Raw genomic sequence first — 25,693 nt, forward strand, 5'->3', positions numbered from 1 at the left:
ACTTGAGCACGGATGAACAATGATTATAGAAAGTGACTTTCTAAATTTAGATACCACTTACCAAGGCGTCGATATCGACGCCTTGCGTGACTTTGCTGACAAACGATTACCCCAAAACTTCGATAAATTAAGGGCTCAGCTCCTACGTGGCGAGTTTTATAATGCGTCGGAAGATCGGCATGTTAGCCATTGTTTGAATCGTTCAATTCACAACGTCGTCACTGCAGGAAACGGTAAAAATCGGTTCTGCACCATCGTACGTGAACTGCGCGCAGGCAAATGGCTCGGCTCTACCGGTAAACCTATTAAGGACGTCGTTAACATTGGTGTTGGCGGTTCAGACCTAGGCCCAATGATGGGTAGCTTTGCGCTCAAAGAGTTTGCTGACGATAACAGCCTTCACCACTTGAGCGTGCACTTTGTGAGTTCAATGGATGGTGGCCAGTTGTACGCCGTACTGCCAATTGTTGACCCCGAAACCACGTTATTCATCATTGCATCAAAAAGCTTCGGCACCATTGATACCTTAGCGAACGTAGATACGGTGCGTAAATGGATAGAACCAACGCTAACACAAGAGCAATGGCTCAGCCGCCATGTCATTGGGGTTTCAGCCAATAACCAAGCGATGACTGATTTTGGCATCCCTGCTGCACAGCAACTAAGTTTTGCAGAATCAGTCGGTGGGCGTTTCTCGCTGTGGTCAGCGATTGGCTTGCCGATTGCGCTAACCGTTGGCTCGAACCAGTTTGGACGTATGCTTGAAGGCGCCAAAGCCATGGATGAGCATTTCGCCAATGCGCCGCTTGAGCAAAACATTCCGCTGCAAATGGCACTTCTGGGCGTTTATAACCGTGAAGTACGCGAGATTAATAATCTTGCTGTTTTGCCATACGATGGCCGTTTACGTTACTTACCGAGCTACCTGCAACAGCTCGATATGGAAAGTAATGGCAAGCAGGTTGATTTTGAAGGCAATGCCATTGATTACCCAACCGGACCCATTATTTGGGGTGGTTTTGGACCCAATGGTCAACACGCATTCTTCCAACACTTACACCAAGGCTATGACAAGTTCTGCGCTGACTTCGTGGCAGTATTAAAACGTGCCGCGCCTGACTTTGAACCGGCTGTTCAAGAAGGCCTAGCCGAACAGCAGCGCCTCGCTGTGGCGAATTGCTTAGCGCACCGACGCCTCATGTGGTTCGGTGCTGAAAACGGTGAAGCGCGTAACCATTATATTGGCAACCACCCGTCGAATTTATTGTTTGTGGATGAGCTCACGCCACAAAGCTTTGGGGCGTTAATTGCTGCTTACGAGCATAAGGTTTTTACGCAAGGCGTGATTTGGAATTTGAATAGCTTTGATCAGCCGGGCGTGGAGAAGGGCAAGAAGCTTGCGAAGGAAGTTCTCAAGGTACTTGATGGCAAGTCTACGACGGAATTTGACGTTTCAACAGACTCCGTTCTCGCTCGTTGTAAACGGACAGATGAATGAGTGATACAACATTAAAAAGCGCTTCTCTTTCGATAATCATACCAGCATACAATGCTGAGGATTATATCGAAGAAACGCTTGATTCGATAAATAAGCAATCACAGCTACCCGAAGAGATAATCATTGTTGATGATGGCAGCAACGATAGAACTTGTGAGATTATTCGATCTCATAAATTGATCGATAAGATAAAACTTATAAGTACTGAAAATCGGGGACAAGGTATCGCAAGAAATCTCGGTGTGCGTGAGTCCTCTAGCGACTATTTATACTTTTTTGACTCGGATGATTTGATAGCTTGTAACTTTGTCCGAGATATCAAAAAGAAACTTAGTCAGAGTAATGATATTGACCTTGTTTTTTTCTCAGGAGAGTCATTTCTTGACAAAAATTTAGCGAAATCAAAGTTTCAACCTCGCAGTTATTTACGACCGTTTAAGCTCGATATAGCAAGTCAACATGAGTTCTTAACTCATATGGTGGCAAACGAAGAACTTTCTTGCAGCCCTTGTTTGTATGTAAGTAAACGCTCGCTATGGTTAGAAAATAATATTCAATTTAATTGTTATTTTCATGAGGACGAAGAAGTCTTATACCCATTAATATTCTCTGCAAAAAAATTGAGCATCCTGAATGATGTTTACTTTTTTAGGCGAATTCGTTCAAACTCAACCATGACCGGTATAAAAACAATAAAGCATACGCTTGGATATGCGGAAGTTTTGAATTCCACAATAAGGTTGTTAAAAGAGAATAAAAGCGATTCAATGCGAGCTCTATTAATTAGGAGAAGATTAGGTCTATTTGCTCCATCATATGTAGTTGCTGCGAGATGCTCGGAGTCTAGTCTGGACGCAAGATTGCTTTGCTTGTCATTGATAAAGTCGCGATCAATAAAGTCGGCTCTTAAGGCTCTTTTTTTCTTAGTGACTAAGTAATTAACCTTGGATATTTATAGTTAACGACGATGGGAATAGTTTTGTGAAAAATATTTTAGGAAAAATCTCCGATCAAATTACATATCGGAAGAATCAAAGCAAGTTACCAATATTCTATTTCGATCGTACGTTAAACGTTGGTGATATTCTCAATCCCTATTTGATTTCGAAGGTTGCGGGGAAAGATACATTTTTAACCAAGCATCGTACCCACGCGCATTTGCTTGCTATAGGCAGTATTATGCATTTTGGAACTGAGCACAGCCATGTATGGGGAAGCGGAATAATAGAAAGTGGTCAACTCCCATCCGATTCCATTCTCAAAAGAATGAAATTTTATGCCGTTCGTGGAGAATCAACGAAACAACTTTTGCAGGAGCGAGGTGTTTCGCTAGGAAATCTGCCACTCGGAGACCCAGCAGTACTTACATCGGATTTCTACTCTCCTAAACGGAGCGATAAGCGGTATAAAGTTGGAATTGTTCCGCACTTTGTCGATTTTGATAATCAGATTTTTGATGAACTAAAAGAGAATCATGACATTCGCATAATTGATGTACGACAACATCCCGAATCATTCATCGATCAACTTTGCTCTTGCGATCATGTAATTTCTTCATCACTTCATGGCCTAATTTTGGCGGACACTTATAACATTCCAAATGCTTGGATTAGGTTTAGTGATAGGGTCATCGGTGGTAATTTTAAGTTTTTGGATTATTACAGCACTACGGATATGGGATTAGATCGTGAACGTCTTAGCCAACTTCAGCCGAAAATTATTAATGACCGGGTAACGCTGAATCAGATTCTTACAAATATCGAAAGTGTTTGTCGTATTAATAAATACATATTTGATAAGAAAAGGTTAATGGACTCTTTCCCCAATGTGTTTATTTAGTTAATATATTGTTGTATTTGCGGCTGGCAACAGATTCTCTAATCATTACCAAAATAATTAGATAGCGAGTAATTTTTACAAATGAAAATTTTAATTACAGGCGGCGCCGGCTTTATAGGCTCTGCGGTTATACGGCATATAATTCAAGAAACACAGCACGAAGTAATCAATGTCGATAAGCTAACTTATGCCGGTAATTTGGAAAATCTAACCTCGGTTGTAGACTCCAGTCGTTATATTTTTGAAAAAGTTGATATTTGTGACCGAGTCAATCTCGATCGTGTGTTTTCTGAATACAAACCAGATGCTGTGATGCATTTGGCGGCAGAAAGCCATGTAGATCGTTCCATTGACGGACCTGCAGCCTTTATTCAAACGAATATCGTTGGTACTTATACATTGCTAGAAGCTGCGAGGAATTACTGGTCTAAGCTGGACACTAAAGAAAAGGAAGATTTTCGATTCCATCACATTTCCACTGACGAAGTGTACGGTGACTTGGAAGATACCGGGGAACTGTTTACCGAATCAACGCCTTATTCACCGAGCTCACCGTATTCTGCAAGTAAGGCTAGTTCAGATCATCTAGTCAGAGCTTGGCATCGAACATACGGATTACCTATTCTCATTACCAACTGCTCTAATAACTATGGACCATATCATTTTCCGGAAAAATTAATTCCACTAATGATTCTAAATGCTCTAGAGGGAAAGCCTCTTCCGGTTTACGGAAAAGGTCATCAGATTAGAGATTGGTTATATGTTGAAGATCATGCGCGTGCATTATTAACGGTTCTCACCCAAGGAAAAGTCAGTGAAACCTATAATATCGGTGGACACAATGAAAAGCAGAACATTTCAGTTGTAAGGACAATCTGCAGTTTGCTGGAAGAATTAACTCCTCAAAAACCGAATGGTGTCGAACGTTTTGAAGACCTAATTACTTATGTAAAAGATCGCCCCGGGCATGACCTTCGATACGCTATTGATGCGACGAAATTAGAAAAAGAACTTAATTGGACGCCCCTTGAAACTTTTGAGTCAGGTTTAAGAAAAACAGTTAAATGGTACTTAGATAATCTTGAGTGGTGTAAGAATGTACAAGACGGTAGTTATCAACGCGAACGTTTAGGAAAAGGTGAGACCACATGAAAGGTATCGTTTTAGCTGGAGGATCTGGCACCCGTTTATATCCGATAACTTTAGGCGTATCTAAGCAGTTATTACCTATTTACGATAAGCCAATGATTTATTACCCACTATCTGTGTTGATGTTGGCAGGAATTAATGAAGTTTTAATAATTTCAACACCTGAAGATTTACCTAACTTTAAAAAGTTACTTAATGACGGGTCACAATTTGGTATCAAATTATCTTACGCTGAGCAACCTAGCCCTGATGGTTTAGCGCAAGCGTTTATTATAGGCGAAGAATTTATCGGTGATGATAGTGTTTGTTTAGTGCTAGGGGATAATATCTTTTATGGTCAAGGTTTTAGTCCAAAACTAAAACATGCCGCTAGTAAAGCAACTGGGGCAACAGTATTTGGGTATCAAGTAAAAGATCCTGAGCGATTTGGCGTAGTTGCGTTTGATGAGAATCATCGTGCTATATCTATTGAAGAAAAGCCTAGAGAGCCGAAATCTAATTTCGCTGTAACCGGACTTTACTTCTATGATAATGATGTGATTCAAATTGCTAAGAGAGTAAAACCATCGCTTCGAGGTGAATTAGAAATTACTAGCGTAAATCAGGCTTATTTAGAGCGTGGCGATTTAAATGTTGAGGTGTTGGGTCGCGGTTTCGCATGGTTAGATACTGGTACTCACGAAAGCCTTTTGGAAGCCGCACAGTTCGTCGAAACAATTGAAAAACGCCAAGGCTACAAAGTAGCCTGCTTAGAGGAGATTGGCTATTTACAAGGCTGGTTAAGCTGGGAGCAGTTACAACAGACAGGAAAAAATCTTGCTAAAAATGGCTATGGTCAATACTTATTGAGCCTAAAACAGCGTATATAAGGAAATAAAATGATACCTGTTACAAAACCTTTCCTGCCGAACCGCGAAAAGCTTGATAAATATATAGATGGCATCTACGAACGAGAGTGGTTGACCAATAACGGCCCGTTAGTACAAGAGTTGACAAAACGTTTAGAAGAGTATTTGGGTGTCGAAAACTTGCTGTTAGTTTCAAATGGCACACTGGCACTTCAGATTGCATATCGCGCATTAGGAATTCATGAGAGTAAAAGCGCTAAGGTTGCTGAAGCAATTACTACACCTTTTACGTTTGTAGCTACAGCCAGCTCGTTAAAGTGGGAGGGTATAGAGCCAATATTTGCAGATATTGACCCGGAAACTTGGTGCCTAAATCCTCAAGGTATCGAACAGAAAATAACTGAGCAAACGGTTGCTATAGTTCCAGTGCACGTTTATGGAAATGCTTGTGACGTAGAGGCTATAGAAGCTCTTGCGAGAAGACAGAATTTAAAGGTTATTTATGATGCTGCTCACGCTTTTGGTGTGAAATACAAAGGGGAAAGCATACTTCGTTGGGGTGACGCAGCAACGTTGAGCTTTCACGCAACAAAGGTGTTCCATAGCATTGAAGGAGGAGCTATTGTCTTCAAGCATCGAGAGGATATGGAGCGTGCAAAGCGGTTGATGAGTTTCGGAATGACGGGGCCTGAGACTATTTCGGATGTTGGTATAAACGCTAAAATGAATGAGTTTCAAGCAGCAATGGGTCTTTGTGTTCTTGATGAAATAGACGAAAATATCAAAGCGCGAGAAAGGCATTGGTATCGATATCAAAATGAGCTTACTTCGAGTGCGATACTGCAACGGCTAAATAACGTAAGTGACTATAATTTTGCATATTTTCCAGTGCTGTTTAGAAGCAAGGAAGAGCTACTACATGTGAGCAGCGGGTTGGCAGATAAGGGAATTATCGCTAGACGGTATTTTTATCCATCTTTGAACGAGTTGGAGATATTCGGGGCTGATTTAACTTTGCCAATATCTTCCGGTATTGCAGAAAGAATTTTGTGTCTACCAATTTATGCTGGACTAGATGCTAATGACGTGAACTCGATAATAGATATTGTTAAACGTTTAACTTCAACTTATAAGGAAATGCAGTGAGTAAAAATAAATCATCATTAACAAATTTCGATGAATGCTCACCGTTTTTCATTTTAGGAAACCCGCGCTCAGGCACTTCAATGTTTCGAATGATGTTGAACAGCCACCCTGAGATGGTCGTGCCGCCAGAATGCGGTTTTTTGGAGTGGTTACATTCTGATTTTTCTGATTTCTCACCAGAGACTAAAGGTTACGAACAGTTTGCTAAAAGCGTATGTGCTTCTAAAAAATTTGAAACTTGGGGGGTTGAGTACTCGCAATTGTTAGAGACTTTGGTCGAGTATTCTCCTCAGAATTATCGCGAGTTGTGTCTGTGCGTTTATCTGTCGTATGCGAAAAAAATTGGGAAAAGAGCTATTCGTGTTGGTGATAAAAATAATTATTACATGAAGCGATTAAATGTTTTGGACGATAGATTCCCTCTGTCGAAAAAGGTTTTCATCTTACGAGATGGACGAGACGTGGCATGCTCCTATTTAAAACTAAATGAAGTTAAAACGACTTCCGAATATTATCCAAATCTGTCATCAAATATTCGAGAAATTGCTGAAGAATGGCGGGTAAATGCCGAATCAGCAGCCGCTTACGAAAAATCAGGTGCCCTTGTTGTCAAGTATGAAGATTTATTGTCGCAAGCGGATGTGGTTCTCAAAGAAGTGTGTTCTTACCTATCAATTTATTATTCGGAAAGCATGTTGGATTTTGCGCAAAACAATGATGAACCAGTCAGCTTTTTGCAGTGGAAAGGAAAGACCACTTTGGACATTCAATCTGATAATAAAGGGAATTATAAGACGATATTATCGGATACCGAGTGTGCTGAGTTTGAGGATGTTGCTGGTCAAATGCTCAAATTTCATGGATATATGTCGTGAAAAATCAAAGTAGCCAATGAACCTTTCTCAAAAAACCACAAGTGGAATTATTTGGAACTTTTTCGAGCAATTTGCTCGAAGAGGTTTTGGAGTTCTAGTTACGCTCGTACTTGCTTATTTTCTAACGCCGGAAGATTATGGTCTAGTAGCAATGATGGCGGTGTTTCTGGCATTAGGTTCTTCGTTAATGCAATCGGGCTTCAGCCAGGCATTAATAAGAATGCCTGATGTCACTCAGACAGATTACAACACAGCATTTTTTGCCAACATTGTGCTCGGTATTGTTGCTTATGCATTATTATTTTTAATCGCACCTTTAATTTCCGTTTTTTATGAAGAGCCACAATTAACTTTACTCATTCGAGTAGCGTCCTTATCGATTGTGATTAGCTCATTTCAAGTGGTTCAACAAGCTAGTTTAAGTCGTGAATTGAACTTTAAAGCTCAAGTGAAGGCTGTATTGCCTGCCAGTATCATTTCTGGTGTTATTGCTGTTTGGTTTGCCTACTTAGATTTTGGAGTCTGGGCTCTTGTAGGGCAAATGATATTGGCTTCGCTTTTACAGACATTGTTTCTATGGTTGGTTCAAGGCTGGCGCCCTACGAAAGATTTTTCGCTACCCGCGTTAAAAGATATGTATAGTTTTGGATACAAGCTTTTTCTTTCCGGAGTTCTGGATACTATTTTTCAAAATTTATATGTAGTCGTCATTGCTAAAATATTCTCCGCACCCATTGCAGGCCTTTATTTTTTTGCTAATCAAATAAAGCAAATTGTTATTGCGCAACTCGTTTCATCAGTACAAGCGGTAACTTATCCAGCGTTGTCCAAACTCAATACGGATGATGAAATCTTACGTCGTGGTTATAGTCGAGTCATCCGCGCCATAACGTTTATCGTTTTCCCAGCTTTAGCTTTTCTGGCTGTACTAGCCGAACCTATATTTTCTATCTTCTTACCTGACAAGTGGTTTGCAGCTGCATCTTATCTACAATTAATGTGTTTGGCGTCATTTTTGATACCAGTTCATTCGGTAAACCTGAATATATTGAAAGTCAAAGGTAGGTCAGATTTATTCTTGCTTTTAGAAGTACTAAAGAAAACCGTCGCAATAGTAATCATGGCGATCAGTCTTCAAGGGGGAATCTATGGGTTATTGGTGGGTCAGATTATTACTTCGGTGATTGTGTTCATTCCGAATAGTTATTTTTCAAAAAAGTTAATTGGCTATGGTGTATATAGCCAGTTGGGGGACTTTGGCTTTTATGGCTTTTCAGCTGCTGCTGTATCAGTGAGTACCTTGTTACTTAGTAATTATTATAATGTTGGAGATTTCACCCTGATTTTAATAGGTCTTCCAACCATGATAGTTCTGTATTTTGGGGCTTGTTTCCTATTTAAGAAAAGTGATTTGACGATGATGGCTCAACTGTTGAAACCGTCGAAACGAAATTAAGCCGTGGCTTTCGTAAAATTTTCCATGAGGCCTAATTTGACTGATAGTCACACAGATCATAATAGAATGAGAGTTGAATGAGTAAAAGCGAATCTAAAGATGTCGATATTAAGTGCGTCGATACCCCGAAGCTAATTACGGATCAGTATTGGATTACTAATGACGCTCCGCCACTTGTAACGATTTCATGTACGACATTTAATCAAAAGCATTTTATTGGGAAATGCATCGAGAGCTTTTTGAGTCAGAAAACAACGTTTAAGATTGAGATTCTCATCTATGATGACGCCTCTGATGATGGCACATCTGAAATCGTACGCCAGTATCAAGAACGTTTTCCTACTTTGATTAAGACGTTCATTCAAGAAGAAAACCAATTCTCACAGGGGCGTAACGTAAATATAGCCAATTTTAGTTCAGCCCAAGGCAAATTTATTGCGCTATGCCACGGCGATGATTACTGGTGCTCAGCTGATAAGTTGCAAAGTCAGGTTGAAGCGATGAACAAATTCGATGTTGACATATCTGGTCATGCTGCCATCAAAGTAGACGTGAATGATCGTATTCTAGATGGCTTGACTGGTTATCAGGTAAACAAAGTCAAGTACTTTTCTTTTAGGAGTTTAATCGAGAACAATGGGAACATGTTACCATTTGGCTCAATTATGATTACTGAAAAAGCTAAATCTCGAATGCTTGAATATATGCCACCAGTCACTTTTCATACCGGTATTCAAATGCTTGGTGCTTTAGATAAAGGGTTAATCGTACTTCCTGATGTTTTGAGCGCGTACAGAATTGACGTACCAGGCTCTACTACAGAGATTCTACTAAAAGATATCAAACGCGTGGAAAATACAACATTAAGGCGTGTTACAAGTTTTAAGTTCCTCCGAAAACTTTCCAATAGAAGTTATATGAGCGCATTTAATAAGTTGCTAGCCAAACAGGTTTTACAAGGGAAGCAATTAAGGATTAGTTCTCGGCTTATTGTTTTGCGGGCAGTTCTAGAAAATGAGTCGATCGCAAGTAGGGTAGAAATTATTATTTTGTTAGTGGCGCACTCTTTTAAAAAAATCGCTAGGTTAATTGTGCGATGAAATGGTACGTCATCCGCACCAAGCCGCGGCAAGAACAACGCGCATTGGTGAACCTTGAGAATCAAGATATAGAGGCCTATTTGCCGCAAATTACGGTTGGCAAAGTACGCCGGGGTAAGCGTGTGCCGGTAACCGAAGCGTTGTTTCCTGGCTATATCTTTGCGCAGTTGGATGACTTTGCTGGTCGCTTCCATAAAATCCGTAGCACTTTTGGCGTACAGAAATTGTTATTGTTTGGTGATAAGCCTGCGACAGTTCCTGACGCACTAATTGACGAATTAAAAACGCTTGAACATGATCCAATCACGCAAACAACAGCAGAACACCAGGCATCACCTCAAGTTGGCGATCAAGTAGAAATAGCCAACGGTCCGTTTGCTGGGTTTATCGCGAAGATCATTGATTTAGATGGAGATTCTCGTTGTATTGTTCTGCTCGATTGGTTACAAAAAGACGTACAAGCCTCGTTTTCGTATACTGAATTGAAAAAAATTTAACCTCACTTTAAGTAATAAATGTTTATATTTTACACAAAGAATACTCCCCGCAACCCCGCATCATATAAGCCATTCACATAAATTTAATTTTATTTTGCAGTTGTAAAAATTTAATTAAAATGCTCCAATATCGATAATATAAATACAACAATTGAAAGCGCTAAATAGCAGAATAAAACGAGAGTTTGCGCAAGGAGCAAAGTGGGAGCTGTAACCTAAGGGCGGTAGCGTGTCTGAAGGCCACCCAAGGCACTGCATAAATATCACACAATTCCGTTGCTAATTTTCTCCGGCCTGCTATTCTTTCATCAGCATTTAAATTCATTTAGGGACAACAACACATGACAAAATTGACTTCGTCTTTCGTTGCATTAACTGCAGCCGTTGCTTTCGCAGCAACACCTATGGCATTAGCGAACCCTGAGCCAGCACCGAAACCGGTTCAGGCTTCAGCTGCAGCACCACAAGCAGGTGCCGCTGCAGGTGGCGCAGCCGCTGGTGGCGCAATTGGTGGTATGACCATCGCTGCCGTTGCTGCAGTCGCAGTGACCGTTGGTGTTGTTGCTACCGTCGCAACCAATGACGACGACGAAACCCCAACCACGGTGACGAACAACTAAACTGTGATAAAGCAATTCAAAACGGCCACTTCTTTAAGTGGCCTTTTTTATGGTTGTTTGGCGGTAGCGGCTATAACCACTCTTTCAGGTTGTAGCTTAATGCGTTCAACCCAGGTGCTGGATGAATCTGCCAGTGCTGCCTCGCAAAGTTTGTACTATGCAATTGCGGGTCAACCTGACGTTGAACTGACCGAACAGGAAATTGCCGATCTGCCATACGCGGCCAACTATGTGGAATTTGATGATCAAGCGCGTGCGCTGATTGTACTTGGTTATGACGATAATCATTCGCTGCAATGGGTATCGGCAAACAATGAAGTGCTTACCACCAGTTTCGCTGGGCGAGTCATTCGCACCGATAGCTTACTGAGTAATCTTGAACACGTTGCTGATTCTGAAACAGACCCACTGCACTGCATTCAGTTTGCACCATCGCTTGCGCAAGCACAGCGGTGTAACAACACGTGGCGGCGTACAATTACTACCGAGCACAATGGGCAATTCAGTCAGTGGTTGGTAGATACCATATTTCAAGTTGAAGAAACGCAAGCGAATCGTATCGTTCGTGAGTATGGCGCCGCAGAGCTCTTGTCGGCGAGCGCTGATACGAGAGAGCCAACGACGATTTCAATTTCCAATACCTTTGAATATGCAAAGTATAACGACACCTTTCGGCCGGTAGAGTTAACCCAATGGATTAGTCCTGAGTTGGGTATGTTGCAGCAGCAAGAGGTCAAGGTATATGGTGAATACCTGTCAAATGACGGTAAAAACCTGTCAAAAGACAGGTTTTTGCAAGATCAGCTATTCAGCCAGCCACCGCAACTCACAAATCAGCAGATGTGGGTGCGCATTGAACGTAGCAATGGCACCAAAGTGGATATCGTCACCGATGATGAGCCGCGCATGAGTCAGTTACTTGATGCCGTGCCAACAGCGCAATCGGTGATGTGGCCGCAAACAAAGATCAGCAGCCCGGCACTGAAACAACAATTTGAAGCGCGTAAGCAAGGTATGTATGTGCGCTTAAAAATGCTCGCGCAAACATACCGATATGATGGCGAAGCTGAGCTTGCGTCAAAATCTGGCGCACTAGCTGATGACTTTTTGACCTGGCCTTTAAAGCCAAGTTACGTCACTGATTTTTCACGCGCGAAGGCGCGACAGGATTTGTCGCAGAACCCGCTTCTAAACCATGCGCAGGTTGGCGAGCATCGCTTAAACAATGAGCCGCATTACACCATTACTCTAAGCGCACACTATAACCAAAAGCAGTTGCCGGCCTTACCAATTGCTGATTATGAATTGCCGAAAGGCTTTCGTGATGTGAATCAGCAATTACGATTGTTTATGCAATACTGGCACTTTACTGAAGCAGCAGGGCAGCACTAGATGGCATTAACCAGCTCAGCTTTGGTGATATTAGCAAGTAGTGCTTGGCAACCCGTTAGCTTTCAGCCTGAAACAGTTAACCAGAGTGACTTCGGTGGCGTGGGGTTAATGCAGACACCAACCGCTCGTATGCATGATGAAGGTGAATTTTCGCTAAATTACGTAGATAACGAACAATTTCGTCGCATGTCGGTAAGCTTGCAGGTGTTTCCATGGTTGGAAGCGACGGCGCGATATACAGATGAGCGTGAACAGATATGGGGTGGTGGTGTCGAATTTAGCAATAATCAAACTTATAAAGATAAAGGGTTTGATGCAAAATTTAGGTTGTTACAAGAGAGTGAGTACTTACCGCAGGTTTCGCTAGGTATGCGTGACATGGGCGGTACCGGTTTATATGCTGCGGAATACGTCGTTGCAAGTAAACGCCTTGGTGATTTTGATATGAGCCTAGGAATGGGATGGGGATATTTAGGCCGGCGCGACAATATTTCCAATCCATTTTGTGAAATAGTTGATAAGTTTTGCGAGCGTCCTGTCCATGTAGACGCTGGCGGCGGTGACTTCGAAATCAAAGAAATGTTTCGCGGTCCGGCAGCTATGTTTGGTGGCCTACAATATCAAACACCGTGGCCACAACTTCAATTGATGGCAGAATACGACTCGAATGATTACGGTCAAGATCGCGTCGAAACGCCCATTCAAGTCGACAGCCCATGGAACTTCGGTGCGAACTACGCGGTATCTGAATACCTGAACTTAAAACTCAGTTATCAACGTGGTAACACGCTTATGTTTGGGGCAACCTTCCATTTCAATTTGGCGACGATTAGCCAAGCCAAGTACGAGCCAGCGCCACAAAAGGTCGGTTACAGCGAAACGCGCGAACTCAGCCAAGTTGATTACGAACGATTAAGCCAAGATTTACTGCGCGAAGCTGGCTATAAAGTGCATGCGGTTGAGGCAAATAAAACCCAACAACGCGTAACGCTCTACACCACACAAACGCGGTACCGCAATAGCGAGCAGGCCGCCGAAAAAGCTGCGCGTATTCTCGCTAATAATTTGCCTGAAAATGTCACGCGTTACGAGTTGGCGCAAACCGATAACGGCTTGGCATTAACTCAACACAACGTTGATGCCATACGGTTCAAACAAGCGGCTCGAGGCGAGCGGTTCTTCGCAACCACTGAGCAAGCGCTCAACGAATCAGATGTCCGATATAGTTCAGTTGACTCAACTAAACGTCTGTACAACCGCGAAGCGGCAACATCAAAGCAAGACAAATGGAAGTTCGCCGTACGCCCCGATTTAGATCAAGCGTTTGGTAACCCAGAAACCTTTTACCTATATCAATTGAGTTTATTTGGTACCGCCGATTGGCAACCCAGCGCCAATTTCAGCATCAATAGCTCGGTGGGCTTAAACCTCATCAATAACTACGATGAGTTTAACTTTTTAGTGGATAACCTCGATACGCCGTTACCCCGTGTTCGTACCCGTATTCGTGAGTACTCGGTTGCGAACGACATCTGGTTGCAAAACCTACAAGCAACCTACACACATCAATTTAGCCGTAACTGGTATGGGTTAGCCTACGGTGGTTATTTAGAGCGCATGTTCGCAGGTGTTGGTGGTGAAATTTTGTATCGTCCGCATAATAGCGATATCGCTTTTGGATTCGATCTAAATTACGTGAAACAACGCGAGCCAGATAGTTACACGGCCTTAGAAGATTACGATGTGCTGACTGGTCACGCCGCTATGTATTGGCAACTGCCATTTATCGATGACACCTTGCTCACGTTAAAAGTTGGGCGTTTCTTAGCGGGTGATGAGGGCGTACAAGTCAACTTCGCCCATGAGTTTGATTCAGGCGTGATTGCTGGCGCCTATGCCGCATTTACTAATGTTAGCTCGGAAGATTACGGTGAAGGCGGTTTCACAAAAGGCTTTTACTTAAACATTCCATTTGATTTATTCTTTGTAAAACATACAAAAATGCGTGGTACCGTGGGTTGGAACCCAATCACCCGTGACGGCGGCCAAATGCTCAACCGCAGCCGCCAACTCTACCCCATGACGGACGGTCGATAAAAATAATGAAATCAAAATTAATAACAGTATTCACAGCCTCACTTTTAGCAACATCCTGCGCTTTCGCCCCAGGTAGCCACATTCCGCAGGCAGACAGAACTCTATTCGACGATGAAACGCGTCAAGTTGAATATGATGAATTTAGCCAAGCTGACCTAGAGAAACTTGTTCGCACTTACAGTATTTCGCCAATGTTACTGGCAGAACTTAATCAACCTCAGCCAAAACCTGAATTCAATGATCGTCTGCAAGAGCAGCTAGACAACTACGACTATGCAGTAGGTAAGGGCGACGTTCTAATGATAACCGTATGGAACCATCCAGAACTAACAATTCCGGCTGGCTCACAACGACGCGCTGAAGAGTCAGGAAACTGGGTACATAATGACGGCACAATTTTTTATCCATATATTGGCAAAGTTAAAGTTGAAGGACTCCGCGTAACCGAAATTCGCGACATTATTGCATTTCGCTTAGCGAAATATATTGAAAGTCCGCAAGTTGATGTCAGTGTAGCCGCGTTTAGAAGCCAACGTATTTACGTGACTGGGGAGGTGAAAACGCCAGGCGTTGTTCCAGTAACAAATTTACCTATGACGCTTATTGAAGCGGTTAACAAATCAGGCGGTTTAACTGAAAACGCTGACTGGAACCGAGTGATTTTGACGCGCAATGATCAAGATTTGGTTTTTAATCTCCGCGAGCTTTATCAGCAAGGTAACACGCATCAAAACATATTACTCAAGCCGAACGATATCGTTCACATTGCGCGAAATGACGAAAACAAAGTATTCGTTTTAGGCGAAGTTCGTCGTCCGCAAACGCAGGTGATGAGCTTAAACGGTATGACTTTGGCTGAAGCGTTAGCAAATGCAGGCGGTATCTATGAGATGGCGGCTGACCCTACCGGTATTTTCGTTATTCGTGAAGCTGATGCAGCGACAGGTCGTGTCGCAGATCTATATCAGCTCAATATGAAAAACGCCACTGCTTTGGTTTTAGCTGAGCAGTTTAAATTAAAAGAACGAGACATTATTTATGTCACTGCAGCACCAGTTGCTCGCTGGAACCGTTTAATAAGCCAAATTCTGCCAACCGTTACCGGCATTTACCAAGTTGGCCGCGCGCGCGATGAGCTAAGCCAGTAGCCCGGCGTTCCACGCCGGGTAGTGCAAAGCGCAGTTAATATCTGAGGTTTATAAATTTGTTCAATAAAATACTCGTCGTATGTCTAGGTAACATTTGCCGCAGCCCAACAGCCCAGTTTATGCTGCAACAGCACTTGCCGAATAGAACGGTGCATAGTGCAGGCATCACAGCCATGAGGCATAGTGACGGCAGAGGTTGGGATATGGATCAAACAGCTCGCATTATTGCAAAAAAAAACGGCATTAGCTTTCCTAAACATGAAGCGCAACAGCTAACGCGTGAACTAATTGGCCACTACGATTTAATTTTAGTGATGGAAAATAATCACCGAAGTCATATTGCAAGCCGTTATCCAGAGGCTCATGCCAAAACCATGCTACTAGGACAATGGATAGAAGACGGCGGAAAGGAAATTCCTGACCCCTACCAAAAAAGCGACGAAGTGTACGAACACGTATTCAAGCTTATCGAACAAGCGACCGAGACTTGGATCCAAAAATTGTAGCCCGTGGCTCTACCACAGGTAGCGCAAAGCGCTGTTATTCTATGTTTTCACGAATAACTAATAACTAATAACGATCAACGAATTTAAGGTATTCTCGAATGCAACAAAATGCGCCATCCCCAGCCCATCAACGCCATGATGATGACGAAATTGATCTCGGGCGTTTATTTGGCCTGCTGATTGATCATAAATGGCTGATTGTCAGCATTACTGCTGTGTTTATGGCTATTGGTGTGGTTTATGCAATGCTATCAACGCCAATATACCAAGCTGATGCTTTGCTGCAAGTAGAGAAAAAATCGTCAGGCATTCCAGCGCTTGGCGACATGGGCGATATGTTTGTGTCAGATAGCAGCGCCGCGACCGAAATTGAAATCATGAAATCACGGATGGTGATTGGCACCGTAGTTGATCAATTAAAGTTAACGACTAGCGTGAGGCCGAACTATTTACCATTCATTGGTGAGTTCTTGGCCAGACGCTCGATCGAGAAGGATCAAGTTTTCATCGAGCAATTCAATACCCCCTCAGACCAAGTTGGCAAATCACTTAGGTTAACGATTGAAGGCAAAGTGTTCAGCTTGTTTGGGGCCGATGATAACCAAATTCTAACGGGGGTTATTGGCTCGCCAGCTGAAGTAGGTGATTGGCTGTTGCATATTGCTGATGCAGTAACGGCGAACACTAATGAATTTATCTTGGTAAAACGTACCCGTTTAAGCGCCATTAACTCGGTTAACTCAGCATTATCAATTAGTGAGCGTGGAAAGCAAACCGGTATTTTGAGTGCCAGCCTACAACATGCGGACCGAAATTACGCAGTAAATGTATTAAATGCGGTCGCTAGTGAATACATGCTCCAGAATATTCGCCGAAACGCTGCTGAAGCGCAGAACAGTATCGACTTTCTCGAACAACAACTTCCAGAGTTACGCAACAATTTAAGTTCTGCAGAAGATCAGTTAAATAACTACCGAACGCAAAGTCAGTCAGTTGATTTATCAATAGAAACAAGTAGTTTACTGAATCAAGTGGTTGAGTTAGAAAAGCGGATAAATGAGATTACTCTAAAAGAAGCCGATATGTCGCGCTTGTACACTCGAGAGCACCCCGTTTACAAGTCGTTGCTAGAGCAAAAAGCAAACTTAGAAGCTGACCGAGCCAAGCTAAACGAGCGAGTTCAAGAGTTACCAGAAACACAACAGCAAGTGTTACGCTATACTCGTGATGTTCAGGTAAGTCAAGAGATATACATCCAACTTCTTAACCGCATGCAAGAACTAAATGTCCTTAAAGCTGGTACGGTAGGCAACGTGCGTATTCTTGATGACGCTGTAGTAAACCCCTCTCCAATAGCACCCAAGAAGTCACTGATTATCTTGCTAGCTACTATGATGGGCGGCATGTTAGCGGTTGGTGTTGTGTTTATAAAAGCGATGCTGAATCGTGGTGTTGAAAACGCCGAAGCGTTGGAAGATGAAGGCATAACCGTTTATGCGTCTGTTCCAAAATCGGATGTACAGGAAGCCTTTAATGAAAAGTTGATTAGGGCGGCGAAAAAGGGCAAAACACAACATTTGAAAGCGAATTTATTAGCCAAAGAAGACCCGACCGATTTAGCTATTGAATCACTACGAGGCTTACGTACGAGCTTACATTTCGCCATGTTAGAAGCGAGCAATAATATTATTATGATTTCGGGTCCAAGCCCCGGCGTAGGTAAAAGCTTTGTGACTGGTAACTTAGCTGCTGTATTAGCCCAAGGCGGTGCCCGAGTGTTGCTTGTCGATGGCGATATTCGGCGTGGCTATCTGCATAATATGATTAGCGCCAACAATGATAAAGGCTTGGCCGACTTACTGGTAGGTTTCCGATGACTATGATTTATATATCCAATCTAACTCTATTGAAAATCTGGATTTCTTGCCACGGGGCACTGCGGCACCAAACCCAGCTGAGCTGTTGATGCATGAGCGGATGAAAGACTTCATGAAACGAGCTTCGAAAGATTACGATTACGTATTGATTGATACGCCACCTATTTTAGCGGTAACTGACGCGGCTATTGTGGGGCGCTATGCAGGCACTACATTGTTAGTCGCTCGATTCGGCAGGACACCAGCGAAAGAAATGGCTCACACGGTGAAGCGTTTTGAGCAAAACGGTGTGGAAGTCAAAGGCGCCATATTGAATAGCGTAGAGCGTACAGCGAATTCGTATTATGGATACGGTTATAACTATCATTATGGTTACGCCTATAAAAGTGATTGATTCGTCGTTTCACGATTCCTGAATTCAGATAATAACCGCGACACTCATGGGAAGGACAAGGTCGGAAAGGTGGTCAGCTACCGAAATGTGGTGCGCTTACTTTTCGACCAAAAAAGTGAGTTCAAACATGAGTTATCGGCAGCTGACCGAGGGACAACGATACCAGATTTCGTTTCTTCTCTCACAGGAATTTTCTCTTATAGAAATAGCAAAAAAATTGGGGTTGCGCCTTCGACCATTAGCCGAGAGTTACGGCCTAACTCACTTAAATTAGGCTTGTATGAACCTGATTTAGCATACGAACAAGCAATAGCTCGTCGTAAGAAAAAACACAGCGAATTTCGGAACAAACAGAAATAGCTGCGCTACAAATGCTCTCGCATGACTGGAGTCCTGAACAAATCTCAGCGATTTGTAAGCGCATTAGGATGTTAGTAAGCCACGAGTGGATTTACAAACTGGTTCTGACTAAATATGAAAATGGTGGCAAGCTTTATAAGCATTTGCGACATCAGTTAAAAACGTATCGAAAACGATACCAGAAGCCCAAAGGCCGCAATCCTGGGGCGTTGCTCGATACACGACAGGGCAGCGATAGTCGAAACCAGAAAGCGTTACGTCGACTGGGAAGTCGACACGGTCATTGGCAAACGAGGTACTGGTGCAAATGTCACGGTGCTTGAACGAAAGAGTCGTTTTTATCTGACGAAAAAAATCGCAACGAAGTTAGCCAGCGATACTGCTGATGCGGTCATAGCGATGCTTGTGCCAGTTAGCGCACTGGTTCATACAATTACGGCGAATAACAGCCGGGCATGAACGCATTGCAAACGAACTGGGTGCTGATGTTTATTGTGCCGACCCGTATGCCTCGTGGCAGCGTGGCGCAAATGAAAATGCTAACGGATTATTCCGACAGTATGTTCCAAAAGGAACGGACTTAAGAACCGTAACCGAAGTCAACGTTGAGAGGGCACAAAAGCTTTTTAATCTTAGACCTAAAAATTGCCTCAGATTTAATCAGCCAGAACGAATTTTTAAAGAGCAATTGCAACACACTATGAGCGGGTGCTGCAGTTAATAGTTGAATTCAGCATTAGCATTTTCGAGTAGGTATACCTCTCCATTTTCAAGAAGCTCGAATAATTAAGTGAATCATTATTTACGTACGGCTACGAGGGGGCTAGCGAATTAGTGATGATCCAATTCATGATAAGCTTGTACAGAGACTACTTTAGTTTATGAGTTTGTATTGGTTCTTAACATGACTAGTTTCAATTATTAAAGAATTACTTATGGAATTTTCGTATCAGTGGAACTTAAAGATTATAAAAATATAGTGAGCTCACAACTGCCGTCGGAAGAAGAGATAATTGCGTCTTGGGGAGACACTGTTGATAACCCGATTGTAACAATTTCCTGTACTACATTTAACCAAGAAGCATATATCGAAGACGCTATCATAAGCTTTTTAAGACAGAAAACAGAGTTTCCCTATGAAATTCTAGTGCACGATGATGCATCTACGGACAAAACCAAGGAAATTATACTTAGGTACGAGCTTTTGTATCCGAAAATAGTAAAGCCATTATATCAAAGCGTGAACCAGTACTCGCAGGGCAAGAAGCCTAGCCTGATTAATTTGAAGCGTGCGAATGGAAAGTATATTGCTCTGTGTGAGGGGGATGATTTTTGGGTAGATTCGAATAAGCTCTCAATCCAGGTAAACGTTCTAGAGAGAAACATGGACATAGATCTATGTTTTACTGAGGCTCTATGTGGCAAAAGTTTCGATGATGGAATAATTTTCACTAGACTGAATCCTATAACAGATAGCAGAGTTTCATTTGAAAACGTATTAACCGCTGATGGAGGATTGATGCCTACAGCATCATTAATGTTTCGTAGAAGTAAAACTAAGCTTATTGAGCAGGTTACGGAAGGAAACCCTCCGGTCGTAGATTATTTTCTACAAGTTGCAACATCTTTTCCAAATGGTGCGATTTTTATCCCTCAGGTTACATGTTTTTACCGAGTTAATTCGATTGGAAGTTGGTCGGTAAGGTCAAAGCATGAAGGTTTGGACGAAACCTTTAAAAATTTAGTTAGTTATATTTCATGCGTGGTAGCTTTTAAGGATAAACTTGGTTTGGAAGATGATTTTGACGATCTACTTAACATCAAAGTACTCAGTAGAATTGACAAGGCAGCTAGAAAAGCATTTATCATGGGAAGCTTTTGTACTTTCAAACGAATTTTAAAATTGCGTATTGGTGGATATCCTAACATAAAATTTCAGTTGATATTTTTGCGTGGCGTATCAAATAGTAAATTTTTATTTGATATGGCTAGGTTCGCGTATCGGATCAGGAGAGGATTATACATTCTTGTCATACGTAGGCATTCTAGATAAATTGCGACCGTCGAGGAGATAGATAAGGTGATTTTGTCTCAGTTAGCCAAGCGAGTTTTCTAACTCTGTATTAGTTAAGAATGTGAGCGGAGGATAACAAACATATACCGGTTCTTGTCTTTTGGTTAGTCGCTATTCAATTAATTTAGATTCAGAATAAAATTGGACATGAAATGCGGAGTGAATTTTGGTTTGTCGACAATGGATTAGTGGGTGCGAAAAAAGGATCCAAAATCTAGCGCGGAGATTATCAAGACTGCATGAATCGCGAAGAATACTATAGAAATAAAAAACTTAAGTTTGATGACTATATCTTACTTGCTTATCGTTCGTCTTTCTCAATACTCTAGTTAGATTTTAGGTTTTGAATAGCGCGGCGAAAATTGACCCATGTCAGGTATGGGAATAAATAAACAGCGCACTCGACCATGATATTCTGAAGCTTAACTTCGGTTTTAAACTTAGCATGAACTTTTAGGGAAATAAATTGTGTCGATAGCGATATCGTTTCAAATTCGGGCGTCAAATTTATTTTGATACAATATTTGGTTCCATCTAATTTCATTTAAAATATTCATGAATAAATACATTTTTATTGGAAGCTCAAGCTTTCCTGGTTCATCTTCCGGAATCTCCCAATCAGTATATGCACAAATTAAGGCACTTCATAATGCGGGATACTCAGTTGTTTGTTTTACACCTACAACAGGAAAAATCAGTATAGAGAAAATAGTAAAATCGTTATCAATACTTCACTACCATGGGGTTGAATCCGATTCTTTAGAAGAGCTTAAATTAATGGTTGAGCTCTATAATAAATATTGTCCTGAGATGATCATAAACAATGATAATCCATACCTAAGTAATCTTATGCAGTTTGCCGAATGCGCAAAATTGAGCATTTGTCACATGAATAAGACAACTATAAATAGCTTAGCAGTCTACGATGGGGCGTCCGCTCATCGGGTCGGAGCAATTAGTCACTATATGTTATCAGATTTGCGTAGGAAGTTAGATGTTAAGGAAAAAGTAGCTTTTGTTCCAAACATTTTTATTCCACCCGTCGATGAACAGAGTGCAGATCTAGTTCTCGACGAGGGTTTAGTATCTGGAGATAAGCTTAGAATACTTTATTCTGGCGGAAGTAATTCCAACAAGGGTATTAGTTATGTGCGAGATTTGCTTAAGAGCGTCGAAAATTCTCCCATGTCAAAATCTATACAAGTTGATTTGTTTGGTCGATATAATCAAGCTGACATAGCATTCTTGAAAAGCTTTGAAAATGTAGACATATCCATACATGGTTTAACTTCAAGTGATATCCTTTATAGATATTTACAAAAGACTGACTATCTTTTATTTCCTTCATTAAACGAAGGATTACCAATGACTATTTTAGAAGCTCTCTCGGCTAAAACAGCAATTCTGAGTATAGATGGAGTCGGAGGAGTATGTGATTTGGTGCTTAATGGATTTAATGGAATTTGTGTTGATAAAAATAACTGGGTAGATATGTCAATGTCTTACATTAATCTCGCACTGAGAGCGCCGGAAAAGTTGATGCGACTAAAGATTAATAGCTATTCAATTTTCGTTGAAGGCTTTAGTCAATTTCAGTTTGTTTGCGAGATCAAAGAAATGATCGAATCATGTGTTAAAAAGAAAAATTACATTGATCTTTTTGAGCGCAATGCAAACAAAGATATACGCTTGGACCTTATAAGTTGGCATCGAGTTCCCAAGGGACATATCAGATACTATAAGCTTCTAGGCGTTAAGCAACGATTTGGCCGATTGCCGAAGAAGGCGTATGTAATCTAATCCTGAATTCAAAATATAATCGCAATATTTCGATGACTGATCGCCTTTCTGAACTATCTCTTCTGCGGGTGTTGCAGTTAATAGTTGAATTTAGCATTCGTAAACTAAATCAAGGATTATTGGAATTAGAATCATGAGGATATTAGGTAATCCAGTTATTTTGATTTTTGTATCAGCATGGGTCTATTTCATCGTTGGTAGTTTGAGGCCGCAATCATTCTTAATGAGTGATACTGCTTTTGTTTTCATTCTGATTATATCCCAATCTTTTTTATTTGTGATTTTTTCAAAAGGAATACTTAACCAAACGTATTGGGTTTTTAGTTTACTTTTTTTTGGCGTTACCCCGATTATAGAAATTGAGAGTAATGTGAGGAGCTATGTGGGGATGCCACCATTAAGTGACTTTGACTTCATAATTGCTGGTTTCTACATATTTATTTTCAATTTCATCTATGCTGTGTCATATTTTTACTATGTTTTTAAGAAACCAATTTTTTTTCCAAATAGAAATATTAATAGTCAAGTTTTATGCGAAAAAAAACGAAGAAGAGAGAGTGTGTTTTTTCTGTATGCACTTCTAATTTCTTTAATCTGTTTTTTTATCGTCTGGGAAGATGTAGGTGGCAGTATATTAGCGTTGATTTTTAGAGGTGGTGAATTTAGTCAGTTTGCGAATGAGTGGGGTCCAATAAAATTAATTGTTCAAAGGCTCATCAGACCGATTCCTATTATTTTCTTTTTAATGTTTGTGTTGGTTTATGGACTTCGGAGTAAATTTAAATTAATTTTGCTATTTACAATTTGCATTCTAGTAGCCTTCCCAACATCACTTCCTAGGTTTGTTGCCGCAGCTTTATATATACCATTATTATTTGTTTTTTTTCCATCCTTATCTAAAGGGTTTAACTATTTTTATTTTTTGATTTTTTCTATATTGTTTCTGTTTCCGACATTAAACTCCTTTCGTCGTTATAATGAATTTCGCGATATTGGTTTTGTCAAGATGGCGGACTTGTCTTTTTTTACTGCGGGGCATTTTGATTCATTTCAAACCTTTGCACAAGTGGTTGCAAATAGTATAATTTCTTACGGGGAACAATTTGTTTTAGTGTTTTTGTTTTGGGTTCCGAGAACTTATTGGGAGGGAAAGCCACTTAGCACTGGCATAGTTATTGCCGAAGAAAGTGGTGCTTTTTTCACGAACATCAGTGCTAATATCTATGCTGAAGGATGGATAAACTTCGGATTTCTTGGCGCTGTATTTTTCGCTGTTATTATTGGATGGTTTAATGGTAGGCTCGATAAAGTGTTTGGTTTTTGGATTTCCAACTTTAAACTTAATAATCTCAGTTTAGAAATTAGGATGTTTATTTTACTATACTTTATACTTAGTCCGATGCTTTTTATTACCCTTAGGGGCGATTTAGTCACTGGAGTTTCTAATACCGCTGGGATGGTTGGCGCTTGGTTTCTAGTCTACCGTGTAGTTAGATTTTTGGGTTTGAAGACCAAATAGAGATGGTTCAATGCTTAAGTTTTGTGCATTGTTGAGTAGCAATCGTATTTTAATCCCTGAATTCAGATAATAATCACAACACTCATGGGAAGGGCTGGGTCGGAAAGATGGTTTGCTACCGAAATGTAGTGTGCTTACTTTTCGAGCAAAAAAGTGAGTTCCAACATAAGTTATCGACAGCTCACCTAGGGACTGGCAACAACGGGGGAAAACAGAGCCACTTTTGTCCTAAACACAACGGAGTAAAAGTGCTCCACCCTTAGCTAATTTTATACTTCAGACGCCGGCTACAAAGTGATCCATAAAAGTGCTTACTCAGCGTCAATTATCTTGGCCGGTTTGCGGTTTATCCGAAAAGCATCGGAATAAAACTGCTCAACGTTAATGGCCATTTTTGTGCAAAACAACGGTATTTAACTGATCAATTGCTGCATTTAGGCATCAACAAGTACTTCTTTGCTTGTTTCGACGGCAGGTATTATTCCTGCAGCTTTTTTGCCCTTTAATCGGAAGCTCTCACCACTAATTTGCACAATGTGCGAATAATGGTGCAGTAGCCAGTCTAATAATGCCGCTGTACAGGTTGTGTCATCGGCAAATGCATTCTTCGACCATTGTGAAAATGGCGAGTTGCTAGTGACGATGACACTAGCTTGCTAATATCGCTTGGGGATAACGTTAAAGAACAGGTTCGCTTCATCGCAGCATAACCTATCTCATCAATAATGAGCAGCTTTGGCGCAATTATACACCGTGCGTTAAATACTGCTCAAGTCGGCCTTGGATTATACCAACGCCGCTAGGGCCGAGTAATGCGATGGTCTCGACGCGTTCAACGAACGCTAAGCGAGTTAGTTCTTTTAGTTGCTGTCGTGGTGTGCCACTAGCAAACTTAAAATCGTAATCATCGAACGATTTTAATGCTGGAAAGCCAGCGAACTTAAGAAGCGTCTCGCAAGCGTTTAGTATGAGTTATTGTTGAAGGTTCATAAACCTCCCTCCAACAAGCTGTCATAGCCGCTCAGCGGGTGCTGTAAGCTCTCTATCGGGTGTTGGTCGGTTCGCTGATGATGTCACGATACGACTGTGTTCTTTAGCTGGCAGCGGTTGTAAGTGAAACCGCTCTTGCTCAAGCAATATCTGCGGCTTCTGACCGGTTGGACATTGAATACGTTGATGTGCAACGTGTTAAAGTAGTTGGCCAATGTGAGCGTTGGCCGCCGACACATCAAAGCGTAAACCATGCAGCTTCAAACTTGCCGCCAATGGCTGATTAAGCTGCGTTTAAATACGAGTTGAAACGCTCAACCTTACTCGTCGTGCGAGCCTGATAAGGGCGGCAAGCACGCGGTTGAAAAAAACATATTACTTACCGAACTCGAGTAGCGCTTTGTTTCAGCGATGCTGTACTGGGCCATACGCATCACGTTCAATCATAATAGTCTTGGCGCTCACTCTCTCAAAATATACGAAGGCTGCGCGGCTAAAAGATAAAGTT

Annotated in this window: 20 protein-coding genes and 2 pseudogenes; 21 read left to right on the plus strand and 1 reads right to left on the minus strand. The window is 41.6% G+C overall.

The features are described from left to right. The first annotated feature begins 19 nt into the window (after window positions 1-19). The 21 genes and pseudogenes from pgi (at window position 20) to D3795_RS11465 (ending at window position 24,195) form a co-directional block, all read left to right on the plus strand. On the plus strand, window positions 20-1,498 hold the full coding sequence (pgi, locus tag D3795_RS11370) for a glucose-6-phosphate isomerase (protein WP_156268846.1): 1,479 nt from the start codon (window positions 20-22) through the stop codon (window positions 1,496-1,498). Next, window positions 1,495-2,436 (plus strand): glycosyltransferase family 2 protein, encoded by a 942-nt coding sequence (locus D3795_RS11375; protein WP_156268848.1) that lies wholly within the window; start codon window positions 1,495-1,497, stop codon window positions 2,434-2,436. Before pgi ends, D3795_RS11375 begins: the two co-directional genes overlap by 4 nt. Window positions 2,437-2,479: 43 nt before the next feature. Further along, the gene (locus D3795_RS11380; RefSeq protein WP_156268850.1) at window positions 2,480-3,337 is read left to right on the plus strand and encodes a polysaccharide pyruvyl transferase family protein; all 858 of its coding nucleotides are present in this window, start codon (window positions 2,480-2,482) and stop codon (window positions 3,335-3,337) included. An 81-nt stretch (window positions 3,338-3,418) separates the two neighbouring features. After that, complete coding sequence (rfbB, locus tag D3795_RS11385) at window positions 3,419-4,489, plus strand: dTDP-glucose 4,6-dehydratase (RefSeq protein ID WP_156268852.1); 1,071 nt, start codon at window positions 3,419-3,421, stop codon at window positions 4,487-4,489. Continuing rightward, complete coding sequence (gene rfbA / locus D3795_RS11390; protein WP_156268854.1) at window positions 4,486-5,355, plus strand: glucose-1-phosphate thymidylyltransferase RfbA; 870 nt, start codon at window positions 4,486-4,488, stop codon at window positions 5,353-5,355. The genes rfbB and rfbA overlap by 4 nt, the downstream gene beginning before the upstream one ends. Window positions 5,356-5,364: 9 nt before the next feature. Continuing rightward, window positions 5,365-6,480 carry a DegT/DnrJ/EryC1/StrS family aminotransferase gene (locus D3795_RS11395; protein WP_156268856.1) on the plus strand — a complete coding sequence of 372 codons (1,116 nt, stop codon included), beginning with the start codon at window positions 5,365-5,367 and terminating at the stop codon, window positions 6,478-6,480. Next, window positions 6,477-7,355 (plus strand): sulfotransferase family protein, encoded by an 879-nt coding sequence (locus D3795_RS11400; RefSeq protein ID WP_156268858.1) that lies wholly within the window; start codon window positions 6,477-6,479, stop codon window positions 7,353-7,355. The genes D3795_RS11395 and D3795_RS11400 overlap by 4 nt, the downstream gene beginning before the upstream one ends. Window positions 7,356-7,371: 16 nt before the next feature. Beyond that, window positions 7,372-8,811, plus strand: coding sequence for a lipopolysaccharide biosynthesis protein (locus D3795_RS11405; RefSeq protein ID WP_156268860.1), 1,440 nt, complete (start codon window positions 7,372-7,374; stop codon window positions 8,809-8,811). A gap of 77 nt (window positions 8,812-8,888) precedes the next feature. Beyond that, on the plus strand, window positions 8,889-9,911 hold the full coding sequence (locus D3795_RS11410; protein WP_156268862.1) for a glycosyltransferase family 2 protein: 1,023 nt from the start codon (window positions 8,889-8,891) through the stop codon (window positions 9,909-9,911). Continuing rightward, complete coding sequence (rfaH, locus tag D3795_RS11415) at window positions 9,908-10,408, plus strand: transcription/translation regulatory transformer protein RfaH (RefSeq protein ID WP_156268864.1); 501 nt, start codon at window positions 9,908-9,910, stop codon at window positions 10,406-10,408. The genes D3795_RS11410 and rfaH overlap by 4 nt, the downstream gene beginning before the upstream one ends. 341 nt (window positions 10,409-10,749) lie before the next feature. Beyond that, window positions 10,750-11,028 (plus strand): hypothetical protein, encoded by a 279-nt coding sequence (locus D3795_RS11420; protein ID WP_156268866.1) that lies wholly within the window; start codon window positions 10,750-10,752, stop codon window positions 11,026-11,028. 99 nt (window positions 11,029-11,127) lie between these two features. Further along, complete coding sequence (locus tag D3795_RS11425) at window positions 11,128-12,420, plus strand: YjbF family lipoprotein (protein ID WP_156268868.1); 1,293 nt, start codon at window positions 11,128-11,130, stop codon at window positions 12,418-12,420. Next, window positions 12,421-14,517, plus strand: coding sequence for a YjbH domain-containing protein (locus tag D3795_RS11430; protein WP_156268870.1), 2,097 nt, complete (start codon window positions 12,421-12,423; stop codon window positions 14,515-14,517). A 5-nt stretch (window positions 14,518-14,522) separates the two neighbouring features. Beyond that, a complete protein-coding gene (locus D3795_RS11435) occupies window positions 14,523-15,665 on the plus strand; it encodes a polysaccharide export protein (RefSeq protein ID WP_156268872.1) in 1,143 nt (380 codons plus the stop codon). A 56-nt stretch (window positions 15,666-15,721) separates the two neighbouring features. Beyond that, entirely contained in the window at window positions 15,722-16,171 is a 450-nt protein-coding gene (locus tag D3795_RS11440) for a low molecular weight protein-tyrosine-phosphatase (protein WP_156268874.1), read from the plus strand. A 98-nt stretch (window positions 16,172-16,269) separates the two neighbouring features. Next, on the plus strand, window positions 16,270-18,048 hold the full coding sequence (locus D3795_RS11445) for a GNVR domain-containing protein (protein WP_313906855.1): 1,779 nt from the start codon (window positions 16,270-16,272) through the stop codon (window positions 18,046-18,048). 46 nt (window positions 18,049-18,094) lie between these two features. Beyond that, window positions 18,095-18,442, plus strand: coding sequence for a hypothetical protein (locus tag D3795_RS11520; protein WP_313906856.1), 348 nt, complete (start codon window positions 18,095-18,097; stop codon window positions 18,440-18,442). A gap of 127 nt (window positions 18,443-18,569) precedes the next feature. Beyond that, window positions 18,570-19,523, plus strand: a pseudogene (locus D3795_RS11450) (IS30 family transposase). A 231-nt stretch (window positions 19,524-19,754) separates the two neighbouring features. After that, entirely contained in the window at window positions 19,755-20,855 is a 1,101-nt protein-coding gene (locus D3795_RS11455) for a glycosyltransferase (RefSeq protein WP_173021033.1), read from the plus strand. Window positions 20,856-21,431: 576 nt separating this feature from the next. Continuing rightward, entirely contained in the window at window positions 21,432-22,676 is a 1,245-nt protein-coding gene (locus tag D3795_RS11460; RefSeq protein ID WP_156268878.1) for a glycosyltransferase family 4 protein, read from the plus strand. A gap of 133 nt (window positions 22,677-22,809) precedes the next feature. Then, the gene (locus tag D3795_RS11465; RefSeq protein ID WP_156268880.1) at window positions 22,810-24,195 is read left to right on the plus strand and encodes an O-antigen polymerase; all 1,386 of its coding nucleotides are present in this window, start codon (window positions 22,810-22,812) and stop codon (window positions 24,193-24,195) included. A 434-nt stretch (window positions 24,196-24,629) separates the two neighbouring features. Here the strand turns inward: D3795_RS11465 and D3795_RS11470 are convergent. Next, window positions 24,630-25,149, minus strand: a pseudogene (locus D3795_RS11470) (ATP-binding protein); the annotation flags it as partial. Window positions 25,150-25,693: the final 544 nt, after the last annotated feature.

The sequence above is a fragment of the Pseudidiomarina andamanensis genome (assembly GCF_009734345.1).
In the GTDB taxonomy this organism is placed as follows: Bacteria; Pseudomonadota; Gammaproteobacteria; order Enterobacterales; family Alteromonadaceae; genus Pseudidiomarina; species Pseudidiomarina andamanensis.